Here is a 17409-nt window from a genome sequence, read left to right as displayed (position 1 = left end):
GTGAAGCATCGACGCCTCGGACGCAGCGGACTGTCGGTCAGCGAGATCTCCTACGGCAACTGGATCACCCATGGTGACCAGATCGAGGCCGACGCCGCGACCGCCTGCGTGCACGCCGCCCTCGACGAGGGCATCACCACCTTCGACACCGCGGACGTCTACGCCCAGACCCGGGCGGAGTCCGTGCTCGGCAAGGCGCTCGACGGCGTGCGCCGCGAATCCTACGAGCTGTTCACCAAGGTCTTCTGGCCGACCGGCCCGGGTGAGAACGACAAGGGCCTGGGCCGCAAGCACATCATCGAGTCGGCGCACAACTCCCTGCGCCGCCTGAACACCGACCACATCGACCTCTACCAGGCACACCGCTACGACCCGACGGTGCCGCTCGAGGAGACGCTGCGCGCCTTCGACGACCTGGTACGCGCCGGCAAGGTCCTCTACGTCGGCGTCTCGGAGTGGACGGCGCAGCAGATCACCGACGCCGTGCGCCTCGCCGGCGAGCTCGGCCTCGACCGGATCATCTCCAACCAGCCGCAGTACTCGATGCTGTGGCGGCCGATCGAGACCGACGTCGTCCCGATGTCCCGGGACCTCGGCATCTCGCAGATCGTCTGGTCGCCGATCGCCCAGGGCGTCCTGACCGGCAAGTACCTGCCCGGCCAGCCGCCGCCGTCGGGCAGCCGTGCGACGGCGGGCAGCGGAGCCGGCTTCATCGCCCGGTTCCTGACCGACGAGGTGCTCGGCGCCGTCCAGAACCTGCGCCCGATCGCCGCCGACGCGGGGCTGACGATGGCGCAGCTGGCGGTCGCGTGGGTGCTGCAGAACACCAACGTGGCCTCGGCCATCGTCGGGGCGACCCGGCCGGAGCAGGTGAAGGACAACGTCGGTGCCTCCGGCGTGGTCCTCGAACCGGCGTTGCTGGCCCGCATCGACGAGGTCCTCGCCCACGTCGCCGTCCTCGAGCCGGAAGGAGACTGACGGGCCTCCGCCGCTGGCCTGCCCGGCGGCCATCGGTCTCCGACGGCCCGTCAGTCGCCCGCGTGGGCGGTGAAGGCCCTGGCCAGCGCCGCCCACGTCCGGTCCAGATCGGAGCCGGGCAGGAACCGGTCGGACAGCTCCAGCATCACGGTGCCGTGCGCCGCCGCCCACAGGGCCTGGGCGACGTACGGCTCCGCGGTGGCGCGGTAGAAGGGCTCGCCTGACCAGCCCTCCAGGCCGGGCGTGAGGTCGGCCCGCCCGATCGGGTCGGCAGCGGACAGCCGGTAGAGGTTCGGCCGTGCCAGGGCGAACCGCCGGTACTCGGCCAGCAGCCGGCCCACGACGTCGTCGGGGCCGGCCGCGTCCACCACCCGGTGCAGCGCGTCACCGATCTCCCAGAGCGCGGTCTCGATCAGTGCCGTCTCCACCGCGGGCTTGCCGGGCAGGTGCTTGTACAGCGACGGCGCGCGGATGCCGAGCACCTCACCGAGCCGGCGCATGGTGAGCGACTCCGCGCCCTCGGTCTCCAGCAGCCGCTGCGCCGCCTCGACGATCTCGGCCGCCCGCGAGGAGCGGACCGGCGGCTCCGGGCGCGGCGCGGTCCGCGGGAGCGGGAGCGCCGGCGGCGCCGGGACGGGCGTGGGCGCACCGCCTGCCACGCTCACCGCCGGGTGAGGACGAAGGCCGGGTGCCTCGGCGCGATCCGCGCCAGTTCCTCGTCCGTCGAATCCGGGCCCACCCCGTCGAAGAACACGCCCACCTCCGCTTTCCACTTCGCCAGGTACGCCCGGAGCACCGGGACCTTCGCCGCGTCGGTCAGCTCGACCGCCTGGTAACCCGTCCGCCGGCGTCCCAGGACGAGCGACAGCTCCCCGCCGGCCGCACGGACGTTGCGGACCCACTGGCCGTGCCCGCGGGCCGAGACGAGGTACTGCTGCCCGTCCAGGTCGAGCAGGTTGACCGGGATCCGGCGGATCTCTCCCGAGGTCCGGCCGCGCACCTCCAGCACCCGGCTCCCCCACAGGCTCAGCCCGATTCCGGTGGACAGCATCACCGACCTGTTGAACAGGTTCCGGGTGAACCAGCCGGGTCTGCGGTAGTGCCTGGCCGTGTCCTGGCGGGCCGTGCTCTGCCGGGCTGTGTCCTGGCGGGCTGTGTCGACATCCTGCGCTGTCATGATCTTCGCCTCGCTCGGGTCGTCGAAGCCACCCCACGGCGGCTAACGGTGTTAGCTGACATCGATAGCTAACACCGTTAGCCGCTGGGGCGTCAACCCCTTCGGGCCCGATCGATGTGACTTCGCCCGCCGGGCTCTGCGGCCCCCGGCGCCGGGCCCACAGGCCCGGCAGGTGTACCGGCCGCTCAGGTCACCGGACGCAGGCTCATCGGCCCGTACACCCGGGTGCCTGCCTCGAGCAGGCTCACCTGTGTCACACCCAGGTCCAGCAGCTCCCGCCAGGTCTCGCCGATCCACGTCTCGGCGTCGCCCTGACTGGTGAACGACTCCGACCCGTTCGCGCCGCCCACCGCCACGACCGAGCCGTCCTCTCCCTCGTAACGCCAGGTCCAGCTCACGGTCCACGTCCTTCCCGACGTCCGGCGGCGTGGGCCGCCCGGCCGGGGCCACCACCCACCTCGGGAGATGCCCATCCCCCCATCCAAGCGTGTCCACCCCGCGGATGACGGCCACACGCGACCGGAGACCACCAGGACCCTCGGCCCGGCGTCCCCGCGCGCGGTGGCCCGGAGATCCGGGCACAACCCCGCAGATCCTGGCGCAGGCACGGCATCAGCCACCCGTGGGTCGGTAACGTCGGTTCCGGCCGCGGCCCGCGCGCCGCCCGGCACGCTCGACCGACGCACCTCGACCCGGCCCGGGCCAGTTCTGCAGAGAGGAAGGCAGCAGTGACTCCCGCCTACACCGCCGCGGCGGTACTCGCCGAGACAGCCGAGCACCACGAGGAGGGCGGCATGGTCTGGTGGGCCGCCACCCTGGCCACCTTCGGCGCGATCGCCGCACTCGCCGTGATCCTCACGCTGATGACCCTCTGGGAGCGCAAGCGCCACCCGCACGCCCACCACTGACCGCCGGGGCTCGACAGACATGCGGCTCACCCTGCTGGGCACGGGTTCGGCCGACGGATGGCCGAACCCGTGGTGCGAGTGCGCGTCCTGTGGGTGGGCCCGCGTGCACGGGCCCCGCGGTCAGACCGCCGTCCTCGTCGACGGGCGGCTGCTGCTCGACTTCGGTCCGGACGTCCCGCGGGCCGCGGCCCGGTTCGGGGTGAGCCTGGCCGGGCTGCGCCACGTCCTGATCGGGCACGCTCACCCCGACCATCTCGGTCCCGACGCCCTGATGTGGCGGTCGTGGTCCAGCGTCGCGCAGGAGCCGCTGGACATCGTGGCGCCGCCCGCCGCGCTGGACGTCTGTCGAACCTTCCTCCGCCGCTGGGAGGGCCGCGAGCCCGGTACCGACGGCTCGCCGCTGCGGCTGCTGCCCGCCGTCGCGGGCGGCCCGCTCGAACTCGGCGAACCCGGTGAGGCCGACGAACCCGGTGAGGCCGGTGAGGCCGGATCGGACGGCGGTTCGCGCTACCTGGTGCGTCCGGTCGCGGCCCGGCACGGCGGTGCCGACATCGGGCCGGCCGTGCTCTACGACGTGACGGCGCCCGACGGGGCACGCCTGCTGTACGGCTGCGACACGGCCGCGCCGCTGCCGCCCGAGACACTGGCCGCGCTGACCGGCCGGGCGTTCGACGTCGTGCTGCTCGAGGAGAACAACGGCGACCGCCCCGGCTTCGGCGAGCACCTGGACCTGCCGTCGTTCACCGGGCTCGTCGCCCAGCTGCGCGGCCTCGGCGCAGTCGGGCCCGGCACCCGGGTGCTCGCGGTCCACCTGAGCCACCGCAACCCGCCCGGGGACGAACTGGCCCGGCGGCTGGCCGAGCTGGGCGCGCAGGCCCCGCCGGACGGCACGGTCCTCGACATCCCGGCCGGCAGTGCCTCGGCCCCGATGCCGGCCCCGATGCGCGCGGCTCCGCTTTCGGCGCCGGCGGCGGCGCCGTCCCCGGAGACGGCGCGCCGCATCCTGATCACCGGTGGCACCCGGTCGGGCAAGTCCGCCCATGCCGAGCACCAGCTGCTCGCCGAGCCGGACGTCGTCTACGTGGCCACCGGCCGCCCCGCGGACGGCTCCGACGCCGACTGGGCCGCCCGGATCCAGACGCACCGGGACCGCCGCCCCGGGCGGTGGGCCACCGTCGAGACCCTCGATCTCGAGCCGCTGCTGCGCTCCCCCGGGCCGCCGCTGCTCATCGACAGCATCTCGCTGTGGGTCGCGGCGCGTCTGGAGGAGCCCGACTTCGCGCAGTCCGTGGCCGGCCTGGTCGACGCCTGGCGCGCCACCCGCCGGCGGGTGGTCGCGGTGACCGACGAGGCCGGCTCGGGTCCCGTCGCGCCGACCCCGCTGGGGCGCCGGTTCGTCGACCGCCTCGGCGAGGTCAACGCGCGGCTCGCGGCCGAGTCCGACGAGGTGTGGCTGGCCGTGGCGGGCGTCCCCGTCCGGCTGCGCCCGCGCTGACCCGCGGCTCGGCCGGCGGCCGCTCGGCCGGCGGCCGCTGGGCCGACCCGGCGCCGCCGACCGGCTCTCAGCCGGGCAGGAGCGAGTACAGGTACAGCCCGGACGAGCCTGCGACCGCGAGACTGGACCCGTCCGGTGACCAGGCGCAGCCGCGCGCGGCACCCTCGAAGCGGATCATGGTGCGGCAGGCCCAGGTCCGCGGGTCCCAGATACGCACCGACCCGTCACCGCCCGCGGTGGCGAGCCAGGCGCCGTCCGGGGAGAAGGCCACCTCCCGCACCGTGTGCACGTGCCCCGCCAGGACGGCCAGCGGCTCGCCGGTCGGGACGTCCCAGATCCGCACGGTGTGGTCCAGCCCGGCCGAGGCCAGCACCCGGCCGGCCGGGTCGGTCGCGAGGCCGAGCACCGGCCCGCGGTGCCCACCCAGCAGCCTGCGCTGCTCCAGGGTCACGACATCCCAGATCCGCACGGTCGCGTCGTCTCCGGCGGAGGCGAGCCAGCTGCCGTCCGGCCCGGCCACGGCGGCGAGGACCCGCGCGGTGTGGCCGGTGAAGGTGGCCATCCACTCGCCGGACTCGGTGTCCCAGAGCCGCACCGAGCCGTCCTCGCAGCCACCCGCGACCCAGGTGCCGTCCGCGGCCACGGTGAAGCCGAGCACGGCGACGTCCGCGGTGAGCACCGCCCGCACGTTGCCGGTGGCCGGATCCCACAGCCGCAGTGCGTCCGGCTGGGCCGGCACGACGACCCAGCTGCCGTCGGGGGCGGCCCGACAGCCGCGGGCAGGGCCGGGCAGTCCCACCATCGCCGCGCCGGGCTCGCCTGTCCCCAGGTCCCACGCGGTGACCGTCCCGTCGTCACTGGACGACACGACGTACCCGGCCGACCCGGCCGACCCGGCCGTGGCTGCGACGACGGCGCAGCCACGGGAGCCCTCGTTGCGCCCCCCGCTCGACAGGCGGGGCAGGTCGCTGCCGGTGCTCCAGACCCGGATCGTGCCGTAGCGGCCGCCGGAGGCGATCCAGGAGCCGTCGGGAGCGACCACACAGGCCCGGGTACCGATCGCTCCGGTCAGCTCGGCCCGCTGGGCGCCGCTGAGCGGGTCCCGCACGGCGATCACACCCCCGTCCGGCGCGACGAGGAACGCACCGTCCGGAGCCAGCGCGCAGGAGCGGACCGGGCGGCCGCCGTCGCCGATCACCCCGATCTGCCGGCCGGTGCGGGCGTCCCAGCGCCGCACCGTGCCGTCCTCGCCGGCCGAGACCAGCCAGCTGCCACCCGGGCCGAGGGCAAGCGCGAGCACCGGGCCGGCGTGGCCGGCGAGCGGGCCACGCCGCGCGCCGCCGCCCGCCGGGCCGTCCCGCCCACCGGGGCGTCCCGCCGCGGCTCCGGCCACGCCACCCCGCACCACCGTCCGCCGCTCGTCGGTGGCCGGCCTGTCCGGGCTCCGCTCGAGCATGCGCCGCTCACCGGTCGACGGACCGTCGGTACGCGGGTCGAGCAACCAGATGAACCCGTCGTCCCCGGCCACGGCCAGGGTCGGGCCGTCAGGACCGTCGGGGCCGGCCACGCAGCAGCGCAGGGCGCCGCCCGCCACCGGCATGACCAGGCGGACCCGGCCGGTGACGGCGTCCCAGACCCGCAGGGTGCCGTCGGCACCGACCGAGTACACCGACGCGCCGTCGGCGCTCACCGCACACCCGTTCACCGGGCCGCGGTGCCCGCGCAGCACGAGACGCGCCGCCGGCTCGGCACCACCGATCCCCCCGGCCGCGCCAGGGCCGCCCGCACCTGCGCCGGCACCGCCACCGCCACCGCCACCGCCACCGAGGAACTCTCCGGCATCCTTCTCGTCTGGCACATCCCAGACCCGCAGGGTGCCGTCCGCACCCGCCGAGACGAGCCAGCTGCTGTCCGGCGCCACGGCAGTGCCCAGCACACTGCCGACGTGCCCGGTGAACACCGACCGCGCCGCCCCCGCGCCCGCCGTCCAGGTGCGGACCGTCCCGTCCATCCCGGCGGAGGCGAGCCACCTCCCGTCGGGTGCCACCGCCAGCGCGTGCACCTGCTGGCTGTGCCCGGCCAGGACTCGCCGCAGCGCGGGGTGCGGCTGGTCGGGCAGTGCCCACCGGTTGACCAGGCGCGGGCCCTGGAGCCGGGCGGCGAGCGCGGCCCGGGCCGGTTCGAGGGTGCGAATGCCGTCCAGCCTGCTGAGCAGGACCGCGCCGAGGGCCTCCGGCGGCTCGGTGGGCCCGAGCAGGTGCGCGTTCTGGCCGAGCGCGCGGCTCAGCGCGGCCAGCACCGGGTCGTCCGGCCGCAGCGCGGCGGCCACGTCGAGGTCCGCCTCGACGGCGACCGGGCCGAGCCGGCCCACGGCGAGCTTGCCGACCGTCCAGCGCAGGTCCCCGAGCAGTGCGACCAGCTCGTCGACACGGCCGGCTCCGGCCAGGTGGCCCGCGAGGTGCCCCCACAGGTAGCCGGACTGCTCCGGCGCCGTCCACCACCGCACGGGACGCCGCCCGGCGGCGCCCACACCTCCGGTCGCACGGTCGATCATGCGAGCGAGCGCGTCACACAGGACGCCGTCGAGGTCGCGCAGCCGCGCCGGGCCGACCCGGGAGCGCAGGTAGGTCCGCAGCACGTCCTGCAGCACCAGGGACGGCGGGTCGCGGCGGTAGGCAACCACGAGAGACAGGTCGGAGAGCTCCTGACACAGGTCGTCGACCTCGTCGCGGTCGAGATCGCCGGTGGCCGCCCAGTAGGTCTCCAGAACGTCCCGTGGGATCTCCACGTCCTCGCCGAACACCGCGAGCTCCAGGTAGCGCTCCAGGTCGTCGCCGGTGAGCAGACCCAGGCTCGCGGACAGCGTGGCCTCGACAGCGAGCGCGCGTTCCTCGACCCGGCTGACGTCCAGCGCCGTGGGGCCGCGCCGTTCGAGGCGACGCAGCACCCGCTCGGCCGCCCGCCGCACCGGCATGCCGTCCCGGGCCTGCCGTGCCACCGCCCGGTTGACCAGGGAGAGCAGCACCGGCCAGCGGCCGGTGACCACCAGCAGCCGGCGCAGCAGCGGCTCGGGCAGCCGGGCTGGCAGGTCGCGGGAGAGCAGGCTGGCGGCTTCGCTGTCGGCCATCGCCGGCACCTGGAGGATGTCGCCGTCGGGGACCAGCCCACGCATCCGGGTGGTGATCAGCCGGACGCACCCGGGGCCGCCGGCGAGGAACGGGCGGAGCTGGGCCCGCCGCCACACGTCGTCGAGGACCAGCAGGCGGCGCTCCCGGCCGAGCAGCTCGCCGAGCCGGAAGCCGGCCTGCTCGGGGTCGGACAGGGTCGGTCTGACCCCGGACAGCGCCTCGCTCAGGTCGTTGATCCGGTCTGCCAGGTGCGCGCCGCCGAGCGACTCGCCGAGCGTCACCCACAGCACGCCGCCGTCGAACCGGGACGCCACGCGCGGGCTCGCGCACACCGCGGCCGCCAGCGTCGTCTTCCCGAACCCGCCGGCTCCGGCGAGCACCACCGGGCGGGGGATCTCGCCGTCGCCCGGCCCGCCTGGTGCCGGCCCGCCCGGTGCCGGCCCGCCGCCGGCCGGGGCTTCGGCCGGGCTGCCCGCGGCCAGCAGCCTGCCCAGGACCTCCTCGGCGAGCGCGGGCCGCTCGATCAGCCCCCGGACGGGGGGCACCATGGACGGCGGCCGCACCGGCGCAGGTGATGCCTCCGGCAGCTCCGGGCGCACCGGCCGGTCGCCGCGTTCGCGCAGATTGACCAGGGCACCGAGCACAGCCGTCTCCAGCAGCCCGTCACGGAAGTCGGCGACGATCACCCCGGCGTCGCGCAGCCGCCGGCGGAACGCCTCCTGACGGTCGCCGTACTCACGGTCGAGGAACTCGCGGAACGGCACCTCGGCGTCGTCGTCCAGCAGAAACACCAGCCGCGGCAGGCCCGCCTCGGTCGCCGCCTGAAACTCCAGCTCGGTGTAGGAAAGGTGCGGCATCTCCCGGACGGGTGATCCGTAGCGGAACCCGATGAGGCCGATGTAGACGTCGCATTCCTTGACCTGGCGCACGCAGAAGTCGGCGGGGCTCTGCGCCCGGGCACCGAAGTACTCCATGTCGACGGCCCGGTCGCCGGCAAGCGCGATCGCGCGCTCGGCGGCCGCGACGAACGAGCGGTCCCGGGGGAAACGCCGCAGCTCGGTGGTGTGGCTCAGGAAGACGGATCGGCCACGAACAGGGTCCAACGGGTCCCCCCTCCCCCAGCGCGCAGCGCCCGGTCACGTGTCCGCCGCCGTCCGGCGGACCTGAAGGATGTCGGCCGCTCCGGTACAGACACACCGGCAAATTACCGGATCACTCTCCACCCGGCTCGCCCGGCGATCGGCCACCAGGTGACGATCAGGTAATAAGGACCTGTGGACACCACCTCGCCCGAGCCGCCCGAGCCGCCCGCGGCATCCACGGCGCCCCTCGCACCCGCCGCCCCCGCTCCGGCGCCGGCCCCCGCGTCGGACGCCGTTCCCGCCGTGCCGGACCTCGACCGGGCGGCGATGGACGCCGCGCGCCGGCGCCAGGGCATCCTCACCAAACCGCCAGGTGCCCTCGGCCGGCTGGAGGAGCTGTCGGTCTGGATCGCCGGCGCCCAGGGCCTGTGCCCGCCGCGACCGCCGGCCCGCATCCGGGTCGTCGTCATCGCCGGTGACCACGGCATCGCCAGCGCCGGCGTGTCCGCCTTCCCGGCCGAGGTCACCGCGCAGATGGTGGCGAACTTCGCCGCCGGCGGCGCGGCCGTCAACGTCCTCGCCCGCGGGGTCGGGGCGTCGGTGCGGGTGGTGGACGTCGCCGTCGACACCCCGCTGCCGACCTCCCCGGGCGGGGTGGACGGCACGGCCCCGCCCGAGCGGTACCGGGTCCGGCGCGCGAGCGGCCGGATCGACCAGGTCGACGCGCTGACCCCGGCCGAGGTCGACGCGGCGTTCGCCGTCGGCCGCCTGATCGCGGACGAGGAGATCGACGCCGGGGCGGACCTGCTCGTCCCCGGCGAGATGGGCATCGGGAACACCACTCCCGCGGCGGCGGTCGTCGGCACACTGCTGGACCGGGAGCCGGTGGACGTCGTCGGGCGCGGCACCGGCATCGACGACCAGCGCTGGATGGTCAAGGTGGCGGCCATCCGCGACGCGATGCGCCGCTCCCGGCCCTACTCCGGCAACGCGCTCTCCGTCCTGCGGGTCGCCGGCGGGGCGGATCTCGCCGCGCTCGCCGGGCTGCTCGTGCAGGCCAGCGTCCGGCGCACCCCGGTGGTCCTGGACGGCGTGATCGTCTGCGCGGCGGCACTCGCCGCCGAACGGATCGCGCCCGGGGCGAAGGAGTGGTGGGTCGCGGGCACCCGCTCACCGGAGCCGTCGCAGCGTTTCGTGCTCGACCACCTCGGGCTGGAGCCGCTCGTCGACGCCGGCCTGCGCCTCGGGGAGGGCACCGGCGCGCTGCTCGCCGTGCCGCTGCTGCTGGCGGCGCAGCGCACCCTCGCCGAGATGGCCACCTTCGACCAGGCCGGCGTCAGCAGCAAGGACGTCCTCCCCACCGGAGCGGCCCAAGACGGCGCGGGCAGTGACGGCGCGGAGGACTTCGACGGCGCCGGCCCGGGTACCCCATGACGGCCGCGTGATCGGGGCACGCGCAGCCGTCACCCTGCTCACGGTCGTGCCGATCCGCGGCCCCGAGCGCCTGGACCGCACCGTGGCTGGCCGGGCCATGGTCGCCGCCCCCGCCGTGGGGTTCGCTCTCGGGTTCGTCTGCGCCCTGGTGGTGGTGGCGATGCGGATCATGACCAAGCCGCCGACCGGCAGCCCGCAGACACTGCTGCCGGCCGTCGTCGGTGTGGCGCTGCTCGCCGGGCTCACCCGCGGCCTGCACCTGGACGGACTGGCTGACGTGGCGGACGCGGTCGGCGTCCGTGGCGGGCGCGAGCGGGTGCTGGCCGTCATGCGCGAGTCGACCATCGGGGCCTTCGGCGCGGTCACGGTGCTGTTCGTGGTGCTCGTCCAGGTCTCGGCGCTGAGCACCGCGATCGCCGCCCACCGCGGCACGGTCTCCATCCTGGTCGCGGCGATGGCGAGCCGGCTCGCGGCGACCTGGTCGTGCGTCGAGGGAGTGCCCGCGGCCCGGCCGGACGGACTTGGAGCGCTGGTCGCCGGCACCGTGCGGCGCCGGGACGCGGTCCTGGCCACCGCCGGGGTGTTCGCCGTCGCGGCGCTGGCCGGGCGGTTCGACTTCCACGGCGGAGACAACGGCCGTGCGGTCCGCGCCGTGGTCGCCGTGGCCGTCGCGCTGGGCGCCGCCTTCCTGCTCCGCCGCCGGCTGGTCCGCCGGTTCGGCGGCGTCACCGGTGACACCCTCGGCGCGACCGTCGAGATCACCGCCATGGTCAGTCTGGTCACGATGGCGATGACCATTCCGACCCCGGCCCTGCGGCTCGTCGGCCTCGACTAGTCCTGGTGCCTCGACTAGTCCTGGTGCCTCGGCTGGTCCTGGTGTCTCAGCGCGGGGAGGCGGAGACGAACGGCGGGCGGACGACCGTCATCGCCGAGCTGCGGCCGCGGACGTCCACCGTGACGGTGTCGCCGGCGGTGACCGACCGGTCGAGCAGGGCGAGGCCGATGCCCTGACGCAGGGTCGGCGAGAAGGTGCCGCTGGTGACCTCGCCGAGCTCGGCACCGTCCGCGCCGTTCACCCGCATGTGCGGGCGGGGGATGCCGCGGTCGTTCGACCGCAGGCCCCACAGCGACCGTGCCGGCCCGGCGGCCCGCTCCGCGAGCAGCGCGTCGCGGCCCCAGAAGGCCGGCTTGTCCCACCCGACAGCCCAGCCGGAGCGGGCCTGCACCGGGCTGATGGTGGACGAGAGGTCCTGGCCGTGCAGCGGGTAGCCCATCTCGGTCCGCAGGGTGTCACGGGCACCGAGACCACAGGGAAGGCCACCGAGCCGGGCCGCGACCGCCAGCACCTCGTCCCAGAGCGGGACCGCGTCCTCCCAGCGGGGCAGCAGCTCGAACCCGGTCTCGCCGGTGTAGCCCGACCGGCAGACCACGACCGGCCGCCCCTTCCACTCCGCGTCGGCGAAGGTCATGTAGGCCCCGTCGGCGGGCAGGCCGAGCGCGCCCAGCACCTCGACCGAGGCGGGCCCCTGCACGGCCAGGACGGCGAAGCCGGTGTGCAGGTCCGTCACCGCCACCTCTGCCGGCGCGGCGGCGGCCAGCCGCCCGACGACCGCGCCCGAGTTCGCCGCGTTCGGGACGAGGAACACGTCGTCGTCGGCGTAGTAGTACGCGATCAGGTCGTCGACGACGCCGCCGGTCTCGTCGCAGCACAGCGTGTACTGCGCCTGGCCGGGACCGATCCGGCGCAGGTCGTTGGTCAGGCAGGCGTTGACGAAGTCGACGGCACCGGGCCCGGCCACCCGGGCCTTGCCCAGGTGGCTCACGTCGAAGACACCGACGGCGGAACGCACGGCCGCGTGCTCGGCCAGGACCCCGCGCCCGGCGTACTCGATCGGCATCTGCCACCCGCCGAAGGCGGCCAGTTTGGCGCCCAGCTCGACATGCCGCTCGTGCAGCGGGGACCGGCGCAGCTCTGTCATGCCGGCAGCGTAACCGCCCGCGGAGCGCTCCGGCGGGTCGGCCGGGGATCGCCCGGATGGTCGAGCTGCGCCGCCGGGAGTGAGCTGCGCCGCCGGGAGCGCTGCCCGACTGGCCACCGGCCTGCCCGCGGCGCTGCCGAGCCGGCACGGCGCTGCCGAGCTGGCACGGCGATGCCACACCGGCACGGCGATGCCACACCGAGATGCCACACCGAGGCACACGCGCGGGCGGCCAATACGCTGAGGCCATGACCGTCACCGCTGCCTCCGCCACCATCCTCACCGATCTTGACGTCGACACGATCGTGATCGGCATGGCCAGCGGTGACGACGGCCCGGTCCCCCTCGGCGGGGCCGGCGCGATCGACGCCGCGCTCGGCGGCCGGCTGGCCCGGATCCTCGCCGACCTCGGGGCGACCGGCGCCATCGGGAACACCGTGCGCTTCGCGACGCTCGGCGCCACGAAGGCACCCACCGTGCTCGCGGTCGGCGTCGGGGACCACAGCACGTTCACGGCGAGCTGGGCCGCCGGCGGCAGCGAGGGCGCCCAGGCCAGCCAGGGCAGCCCCGCGCACGAGACGTTGCGGCGGGCCGCCGGCGCGGCGGTGCGCACGCTGGCCGGCACCCGCCGGGTCGCCACCACACTCGCGCTCGCCCCCGGCGGGCTGACGCCTGCGTCACTGCGGGCCGCGGCCGAGGGCTCGCTGCTCGGGGCCTACGCCTTCGACAGCCTGCGGTCCGCCGCGAACGGGCCGGCGCCCGTCCGGGAGATCGTCCTGGTGGTCGACGATCCGGCCGGCGTGGCGCCGGCGGAGGCCGCGCTGGAGCGGGCGGGCATCGTGGCCGAGGCCGTCGCCCTCGTCCGGGACCTGGTGAACACCCCGCCGAGCCATCTCTCCCCGGCCCGGCTCGCCGAGATCGCGACGGAGCGGGCCGCCGCCGCCGGCGTCGAGGTGACGGTGCTGGACGAGACCGCCCTCGCCGAGGGCGGCTACGGCGGCCTGCTCGGCGTCGGCCAGGGGTCGGCCAACCCGCCGCGGCTCATCCGCCTGCGGTACGCGGGCGCCGAGGCTGCGGGTACCGCCGGGTCGGCCTCGGAGGGCGGCGGCCCCGACACCGATCTGGCACTGGTGGGCAAGGGCATCACCTTCGACTCCGGCGGCCTGTCGCTCAAGCCGCCGGTGTCCATGGAGTGGATGAAGAGCGACATGGCCGGCGCCGCCTCGGTGCTCGCCGCGGTCGTGGCCGTGGCCCGGCTGGGCCTCCCGCTGAACCTGACCGGCTGGATGCCGTGCGCGGAGAACATGCCCTCCGGCGACGCCATCCGCCCGTCCGACGTGATCACTCTGCGCGGCGGCAAGCGGGTCGAGGTGCTCAACACCGACGCCGAGGGCCGGCTGGTGCTCGGGGACGCGCTGGCCAGCGCCGCCGAGGAGGAGCCGGCACTGATCGTCGACGTCGCCACCCTCACCGGCGCACAGATCGTGGCGCTGGGCACCCGCACCGCCGGGGTGATGGGCCGCGGCGACGCGCCGGACACCGTCGCAGCCGCCGCCGGCCGGGCCGGGGAGACCGTCTGGCCGATGCCGATGCCCCAGGAGCTGCGCAAGAGCCTGGACTCGGCCGTGGCCGACCTGGCGAACGTCGCCCCCGGCGGCAACCGGGACGCCGGCATGCTGCTGGCCGCCCACTTCCTCGCCGCCTTCGTGCCCGAGGAGATCCCGTGGGCGCACGTCGACATCGCCGGCCCCTCCTGGAACGGCGGCGAGCCCTACGGCTACACCCCCAAGGGCGGGACCGGGGCCATCGTGCGCACGCTCGTGCAGCTCGCCGAGGATCGTGCGGGCGCCGGTGAGCCGGGCCACCACGACGTCGCGTAATGCGGCACAGTCGGCGCCGTCTGTCCAGACAGCGCGCCTCCGCGTGAAAGACTGGTCCCAGCCGGAGCGGTCCGGGCGGGGGACATCAGTCCCCTTTCCGCACAGTCGTTCCGGCCAGGCTCACCGGTCTGCGACGACGGCCACGCTCCCGCCGCCGCCGGGCCGTGACCCGCAGTCCGCAAGCTGACGACGAAGGGACCCTCGCGTGGCGGGCACAGCGGACGGTCCTGTCGACCTCGTCGTCCTCGGCGGCGGCAGCGGCGGGTACGCCGCCGCGCTGCGGGCGGCCGAGCTCGGCCTGCGGGTCGTGGTGGTCGAGAAGGACAAGCTCGGTGGCACCTGCCTGCACCGCGGCTGCATTCCGACCAAGGCCCTGCTGCACGCGGCGGAGGTCGTCGACACCGTCACCGGCAGCGCCGCCGTCGGCGTGCACGCCACGCTGGACGGGATCGACATGGCCGGCGTGGCCGGCTACCGCGACTCGGTCGTGGACGGCCTCCACAAGGGCCTGACCGGCCTGGTGCGCTCCCGCGGCATCGAGGTGGTCGAGGGAACCGGCCAGGTCGTCTCCCCGACCGCCGTGGCCGTCGGGGACCGTCTCGTCGAGGGCCGGCACCTGCTGCTCGCCACCGGCTCCGCCCCGCGCGCCCTCCCCGGCCTGGACGTCGACCACCACCGGGTGATCGACAGCAACGACGCGCTCGCGCTGACGCGGGTACCCGCCTCGGTGGTGGTCCTCGGTGGTGGCGCGATCGGGTGTGAGTTCGCCTCGCTGTGGCGCTCGTTCGGCGCCGAGGTGACGCTCGTCGAAGCCCTCCCCCACCTGGTGCCCGCCGAGGACGAGGCCAGCTCGAAGCTGCTGGAACGCGCCTTCCGCGGGCGCGGCATCACGCTGCGCCTCGGAGCGGCGCTCAGCGACGCCAAGGCCACCGACCAGGGCGTGACCGTCACCCTGGCGGACGGCTCGACGCTCGGCGCCGAGCTGCTCCTGGTCGCGGTGGGGCGCGGCCCGGTCTCCGCCGGGCTCGGCCTCGCCGGCATCGGGATCGCCACGGACCGCGGGCATGTCGTCGTCGACCGGCACCTGCGCACGAACGTCCCCACGGTCTCCGCGCTCGGGGACCTCCGACCGGGGCTCCAGCTGGCCCATCTGGCGTTCGCCGAGGGCATCCTGGTTGCGGAGCGGCTGGCCGGGCTCGACCCGGTTCCGGTCGACCACGACAACGTCCCGAAGGTCACCTACTCTCATCCCGAGGTGGCGTCCGTCGGCCTGACCGCGGCCGCCGCCCGGGAACGTCACGGGGAGATCAGCACCGCCACGTACCACCTGGCCGGCAACGGCAAGGCCCGCATCCTGCGCTCGACCGGAGCGGTGACCGTCGTCGCCGCGAAGGACGGCCCCGTCCTGGGCGTCCACATGGTGGGCGACCGGGTCGGCGAGCTGATCGCCGAGGCCCAGCTCATCACCAACTGGGAGGCCTACCCCTCCGACGTCGCCCAGCTGCTCCACCCGCACCCGACCCTCTCCGAGGCGCTCGGCGAGGCGCACCTCGCTCTCGCCGGCAAGCCACTGCACGTCCACAGTTAGCCTGCGGTGCCCGCCGTCCGCGCCGGCCGCCCGACCGGGCACCGGGACGGACGTCGGGCGCGACGAAGGAGTCGTTGTCAGCATGTCAGTATCCGTCACAATGCCCCGCCTCGGGGAGAGCGTCTCCGAGGGGACGGTCACCCGCTGGCTGAAGAAGGAAGGCGAGCGCGTCGAGGCCGACGAGCCGCTGCTCGAGGTCAGCACCGACAAGGTCGACACCGAGATCCCCGCGCCCGCCTCCGGCGTCCTGAGTTCGATCAAGGTCGCCGAGGACGAGACCGTCGAGGTCGGCGTCGAACTGGCTGTCATCGAGGACGGGGCGGCGGGCTCCGGTGACGGCGCGGCCCCGGCCGCACAGCCCGAGCCGGCCCCGGCACAGGCCGCTGCGCCCGCACCGCCGGCTCCTGCGCCGACGCCGCCGCCCGCACCCGCGCCGAAGCCCGCTCCCACGCCGACGCCGCCGCCCGCACCGGCCCCGACTCCGCCGCCCGCACCGGCCCCCGCACCCGTCCCGGCGCAGGCCCCGGCCGCCGCGTCCGCCCCGGACGCCGGAGCGGACGGCCTGGGCCGGTACGTGACGCCGCTGGTCCGCAAGATGGCGGCCGAGCTCGGCGTCGATCTCGGTTCGGTCACCGGCAGCGGCCCGGGCGGACGCATCACCAAGCAGGACATCCAGGACGCGGCGCGGTCGCAGACGGCCCCGGCCCCCGCGCAGGCAGCACCGCCCGCTCCCGCCGCACCGGTGGCCGCGGCCGCACCGGCGGCGCGGCCGGCCAGCGCACCGGCGACGGCTCCCGCCACGGCCGCGGCCCGCGGTCGCACCGAGAAGCTCACCCGGCTGCGTTCCCTCGTCGCCCGCCGGATGGTCGAGTCGCTGCAGATCAGCGCGCAGCTCACGACCGTCGTGGAGGCGGACGTCACCCGGATCGCGAAGCTGCGCGACCGGGCCAAGGGTGCCTTCGCCGCCCGCGAGGGCGTGAAGCTGTCGTTCCTGCCCTTCTTCGCGGTCGCCGCCTGTGAGGCGCTGCGCGAGCACCCGGTGATCAACTCCAGCATCGACCTGGAGGCGGGCACCGTCACCTACCACGACTCGGAGAACCTCGGCATCGCGGTCGACACCGACCGCGGCCTGGTCGTCCCGGTCATCCACAGCGCGAGTGACCTGAACCTGAGCGGCATGGCACGCAAGATCGACGAGCTTGCCGCCCGCACCCGCGCCAACCAGGTCTCCCCGGACGACCTGGGCGGGGGCACCTTCACCCTCACCAACACCGGCAGCCGGGGTGCGCTGTTCGACACCCCGATCCTCAACCAGCCGCAGGTGGCGATCCTGGGCACCGGGACGGTCGTGAAGCGGCCGGCGGTGGTCACGGATCCCGAGCTCGGCGAGGTCGTCGCGGTCCGGTCGAAGGTCTACCTGGCACTGACCTACGACCACCGGATCGTTGACGGCGCCGACGCGGCCCGTTTCCTCACCGCGGTGGCCAGCCGGCTCGAGGAAGGTGCCTTCGAGGCCGAGCTGGGGCTGTAGACAGGCACGACGCAGTGGTGGCGGTCAGACGCGGGTCACGGGCCGCGGGCCGGGTCACACCGGCCTCACTCCCAGCCCTCCTGGCCGCCACCGCCGTCGCCGTCGCTGTTCAACTACGGTCGGCTACGGTCGGCTACGGTCGGCTACGGTCGGCTACGGTCGGCTACGGTCGGCTACGGCGCTGAACGTGCCTGGCACGGCGGTCGAGATGGTTGATCGAGCAGGCGAG

13 protein-coding genes are annotated in these 17409 nt (G+C 75.4%); 8 read left to right on the top strand and 5 right to left on the bottom strand.

What is annotated here, in order from left to right; genetic code table 11:
• Positions 1-978, top strand: a complete 978-nt coding sequence (locus tag B207_RS0107035; protein WP_018635817.1) for an aldo/keto reductase family protein — start codon at positions 1-3, stop codon at positions 976-978.
• A gap of 50 nt (positions 979-1028) precedes the next feature.
• Here the strand turns inward: B207_RS0107035 and B207_RS32935 are convergent, their stop codons facing one another.
• The 3 genes from B207_RS32935 to B207_RS0107020 all read right to left on the bottom strand — a co-directional run bounded on the left by B207_RS32935 (position 1029) and on the right by B207_RS0107020 (position 2553).
• Positions 1029-1643, bottom strand: a complete 615-nt coding sequence (locus B207_RS32935) for a TetR/AcrR family transcriptional regulator (protein ID WP_018635816.1) — start codon at positions 1641-1643, stop codon at positions 1029-1031.
• The gene (locus tag B207_RS0107025) at positions 1640-2155 is read right to left on the bottom strand and encodes a nitroreductase/quinone reductase family protein (RefSeq protein ID WP_018635815.1); all 516 of its coding nucleotides are present in this window, start codon (positions 2153-2155) and stop codon (positions 1640-1642) included. The genes B207_RS32935 and B207_RS0107025 overlap by 4 nt, the downstream gene beginning before the upstream one ends.
• Positions 2156-2340: 185 nt before the next feature.
• A complete protein-coding gene (locus B207_RS0107020) occupies positions 2341-2553 on the bottom strand; it encodes a hypothetical protein (RefSeq protein WP_018635814.1) in 213 nt (70 codons plus the stop codon).
• Positions 2554-2883: 330 nt separating this feature from the next.
• On the opposite strand from B207_RS0107020, the gene B207_RS0107015 reads away from it, so the two are divergent.
• Both B207_RS0107015 and B207_RS0107010 read left to right on the top strand, forming a co-directional pair.
• The gene (locus B207_RS0107015; RefSeq protein ID WP_018635813.1) at positions 2884-3063 is read left to right on the top strand and encodes a hypothetical protein; all 180 of its coding nucleotides are present in this window, start codon (positions 2884-2886) and stop codon (positions 3061-3063) included.
• 19 nt (positions 3064-3082) lie between these two features.
• Entirely contained in the window at positions 3083-4558 is a 1476-nt protein-coding gene (locus B207_RS0107010; protein ID WP_018635812.1) for a bifunctional adenosylcobinamide kinase/adenosylcobinamide-phosphate guanylyltransferase, read from the top strand.
• 67 nt (positions 4559-4625) lie between these two features.
• Here the strand turns inward: B207_RS0107010 and B207_RS0107005 are convergent, their stop codons facing one another.
• Positions 4626-8789 carry a DUF4062 domain-containing protein gene (locus B207_RS0107005; protein ID WP_018635811.1) on the bottom strand — a complete coding sequence of 1388 codons (4164 nt, stop codon included), beginning with the start codon at positions 8787-8789 and terminating at the stop codon, positions 4626-4628.
• A 171-nt stretch (positions 8790-8960) separates the two neighbouring features.
• Between B207_RS0107005 and cobT the strand changes: the two genes are divergently transcribed.
• Together cobT and cobS are read left to right on the top strand one after the other, a co-directional pair.
• The gene (gene cobT, locus B207_RS0107000; protein WP_018635810.1) at positions 8961-10202 is read left to right on the top strand and encodes a nicotinate-nucleotide--dimethylbenzimidazole phosphoribosyltransferase; all 1242 of its coding nucleotides are present in this window, start codon (positions 8961-8963) and stop codon (positions 10200-10202) included.
• 7 nt (positions 10203-10209) lie between these two features.
• A complete protein-coding gene (cobS, locus tag B207_RS0106995) occupies positions 10210-11037 on the top strand; it encodes an adenosylcobinamide-GDP ribazoletransferase (protein ID WP_018635809.1) in 828 nt (275 codons plus the stop codon).
• Positions 11038-11083: 46 nt separating this feature from the next.
• Here the strand turns inward: cobS and gcvT are convergent, their stop codons facing one another.
• On the bottom strand, positions 11084-12181 hold the full coding sequence (gcvT, locus tag B207_RS0106990; protein ID WP_018635808.1) for a glycine cleavage system aminomethyltransferase GcvT: 1098 nt from the start codon (positions 12179-12181) through the stop codon (positions 11084-11086).
• A 248-nt stretch (positions 12182-12429) separates the two neighbouring features.
• Between gcvT and B207_RS0106985 the strand changes: the two genes are divergently transcribed.
• From B207_RS0106985 to sucB, 3 genes are all read left to right on the top strand, one after another.
• Positions 12430-14061, top strand: a complete 1632-nt coding sequence (locus tag B207_RS0106985) for a leucyl aminopeptidase (RefSeq protein ID WP_018635807.1) — start codon at positions 12430-12432, stop codon at positions 14059-14061.
• A 205-nt stretch (positions 14062-14266) separates the two neighbouring features.
• Positions 14267-15649 carry a dihydrolipoyl dehydrogenase gene (lpdA, locus tag B207_RS0106980; RefSeq protein ID WP_018635806.1) on the top strand — a complete coding sequence of 461 codons (1383 nt, stop codon included), beginning with the start codon at positions 14267-14269 and terminating at the stop codon, positions 15647-15649.
• Positions 15650-15731: 82 nt separating this feature from the next.
• Positions 15732-17180 (top strand): 2-oxoglutarate dehydrogenase, E2 component, dihydrolipoamide succinyltransferase, encoded by a 1449-nt coding sequence (gene sucB / locus B207_RS0106975; RefSeq protein ID WP_026310772.1) that lies wholly within the window; start codon positions 15732-15734, stop codon positions 17178-17180.
• Positions 17181-17409: the final 229 nt, after the last annotated feature.

The organism is Parafrankia elaeagni, assembly GCF_000374165.1.
Lineage (GTDB): Bacteria > Actinomycetota > Actinomycetes > Frankiales > Frankiaceae > Parafrankia > Parafrankia elaeagni.
The sequence above is the reverse complement of the archived record's forward strand: the minus strand, read 5'-3'. Positions and strand labels throughout refer to the sequence as shown.

Coding starts and splice junctions, on each gene's coding strand:
- B207_RS0107025 (WP_018635815.1), bottom strand. CDS start 2,155: ATGACAGCGCAGGATGTCGACACAGCCCGCCAGGACACAGCCCGGCAG.
- B207_RS0107010 (WP_018635812.1), top strand. CDS start 3,083: ATGCGGCTCACCCTGCTGGGCACGGGTTCGGCCGACGGATGGCCGAAC.
- gcvT (WP_018635808.1), bottom strand. CDS start 12,181: ATGACAGAGCTGCGCCGGTCCCCGCTGCACGAGCGGCATGTCGAGCTG.
- B207_RS0106985 (WP_018635807.1), top strand. CDS start 12,430: ATGACCGTCACCGCTGCCTCCGCCACCATCCTCACCGATCTTGACGTC.
- sucB (WP_026310772.1), top strand. CDS start 15,732: ATGTCAGTATCCGTCACAATGCCCCGCCTCGGGGAGAGCGTCTCCGAG.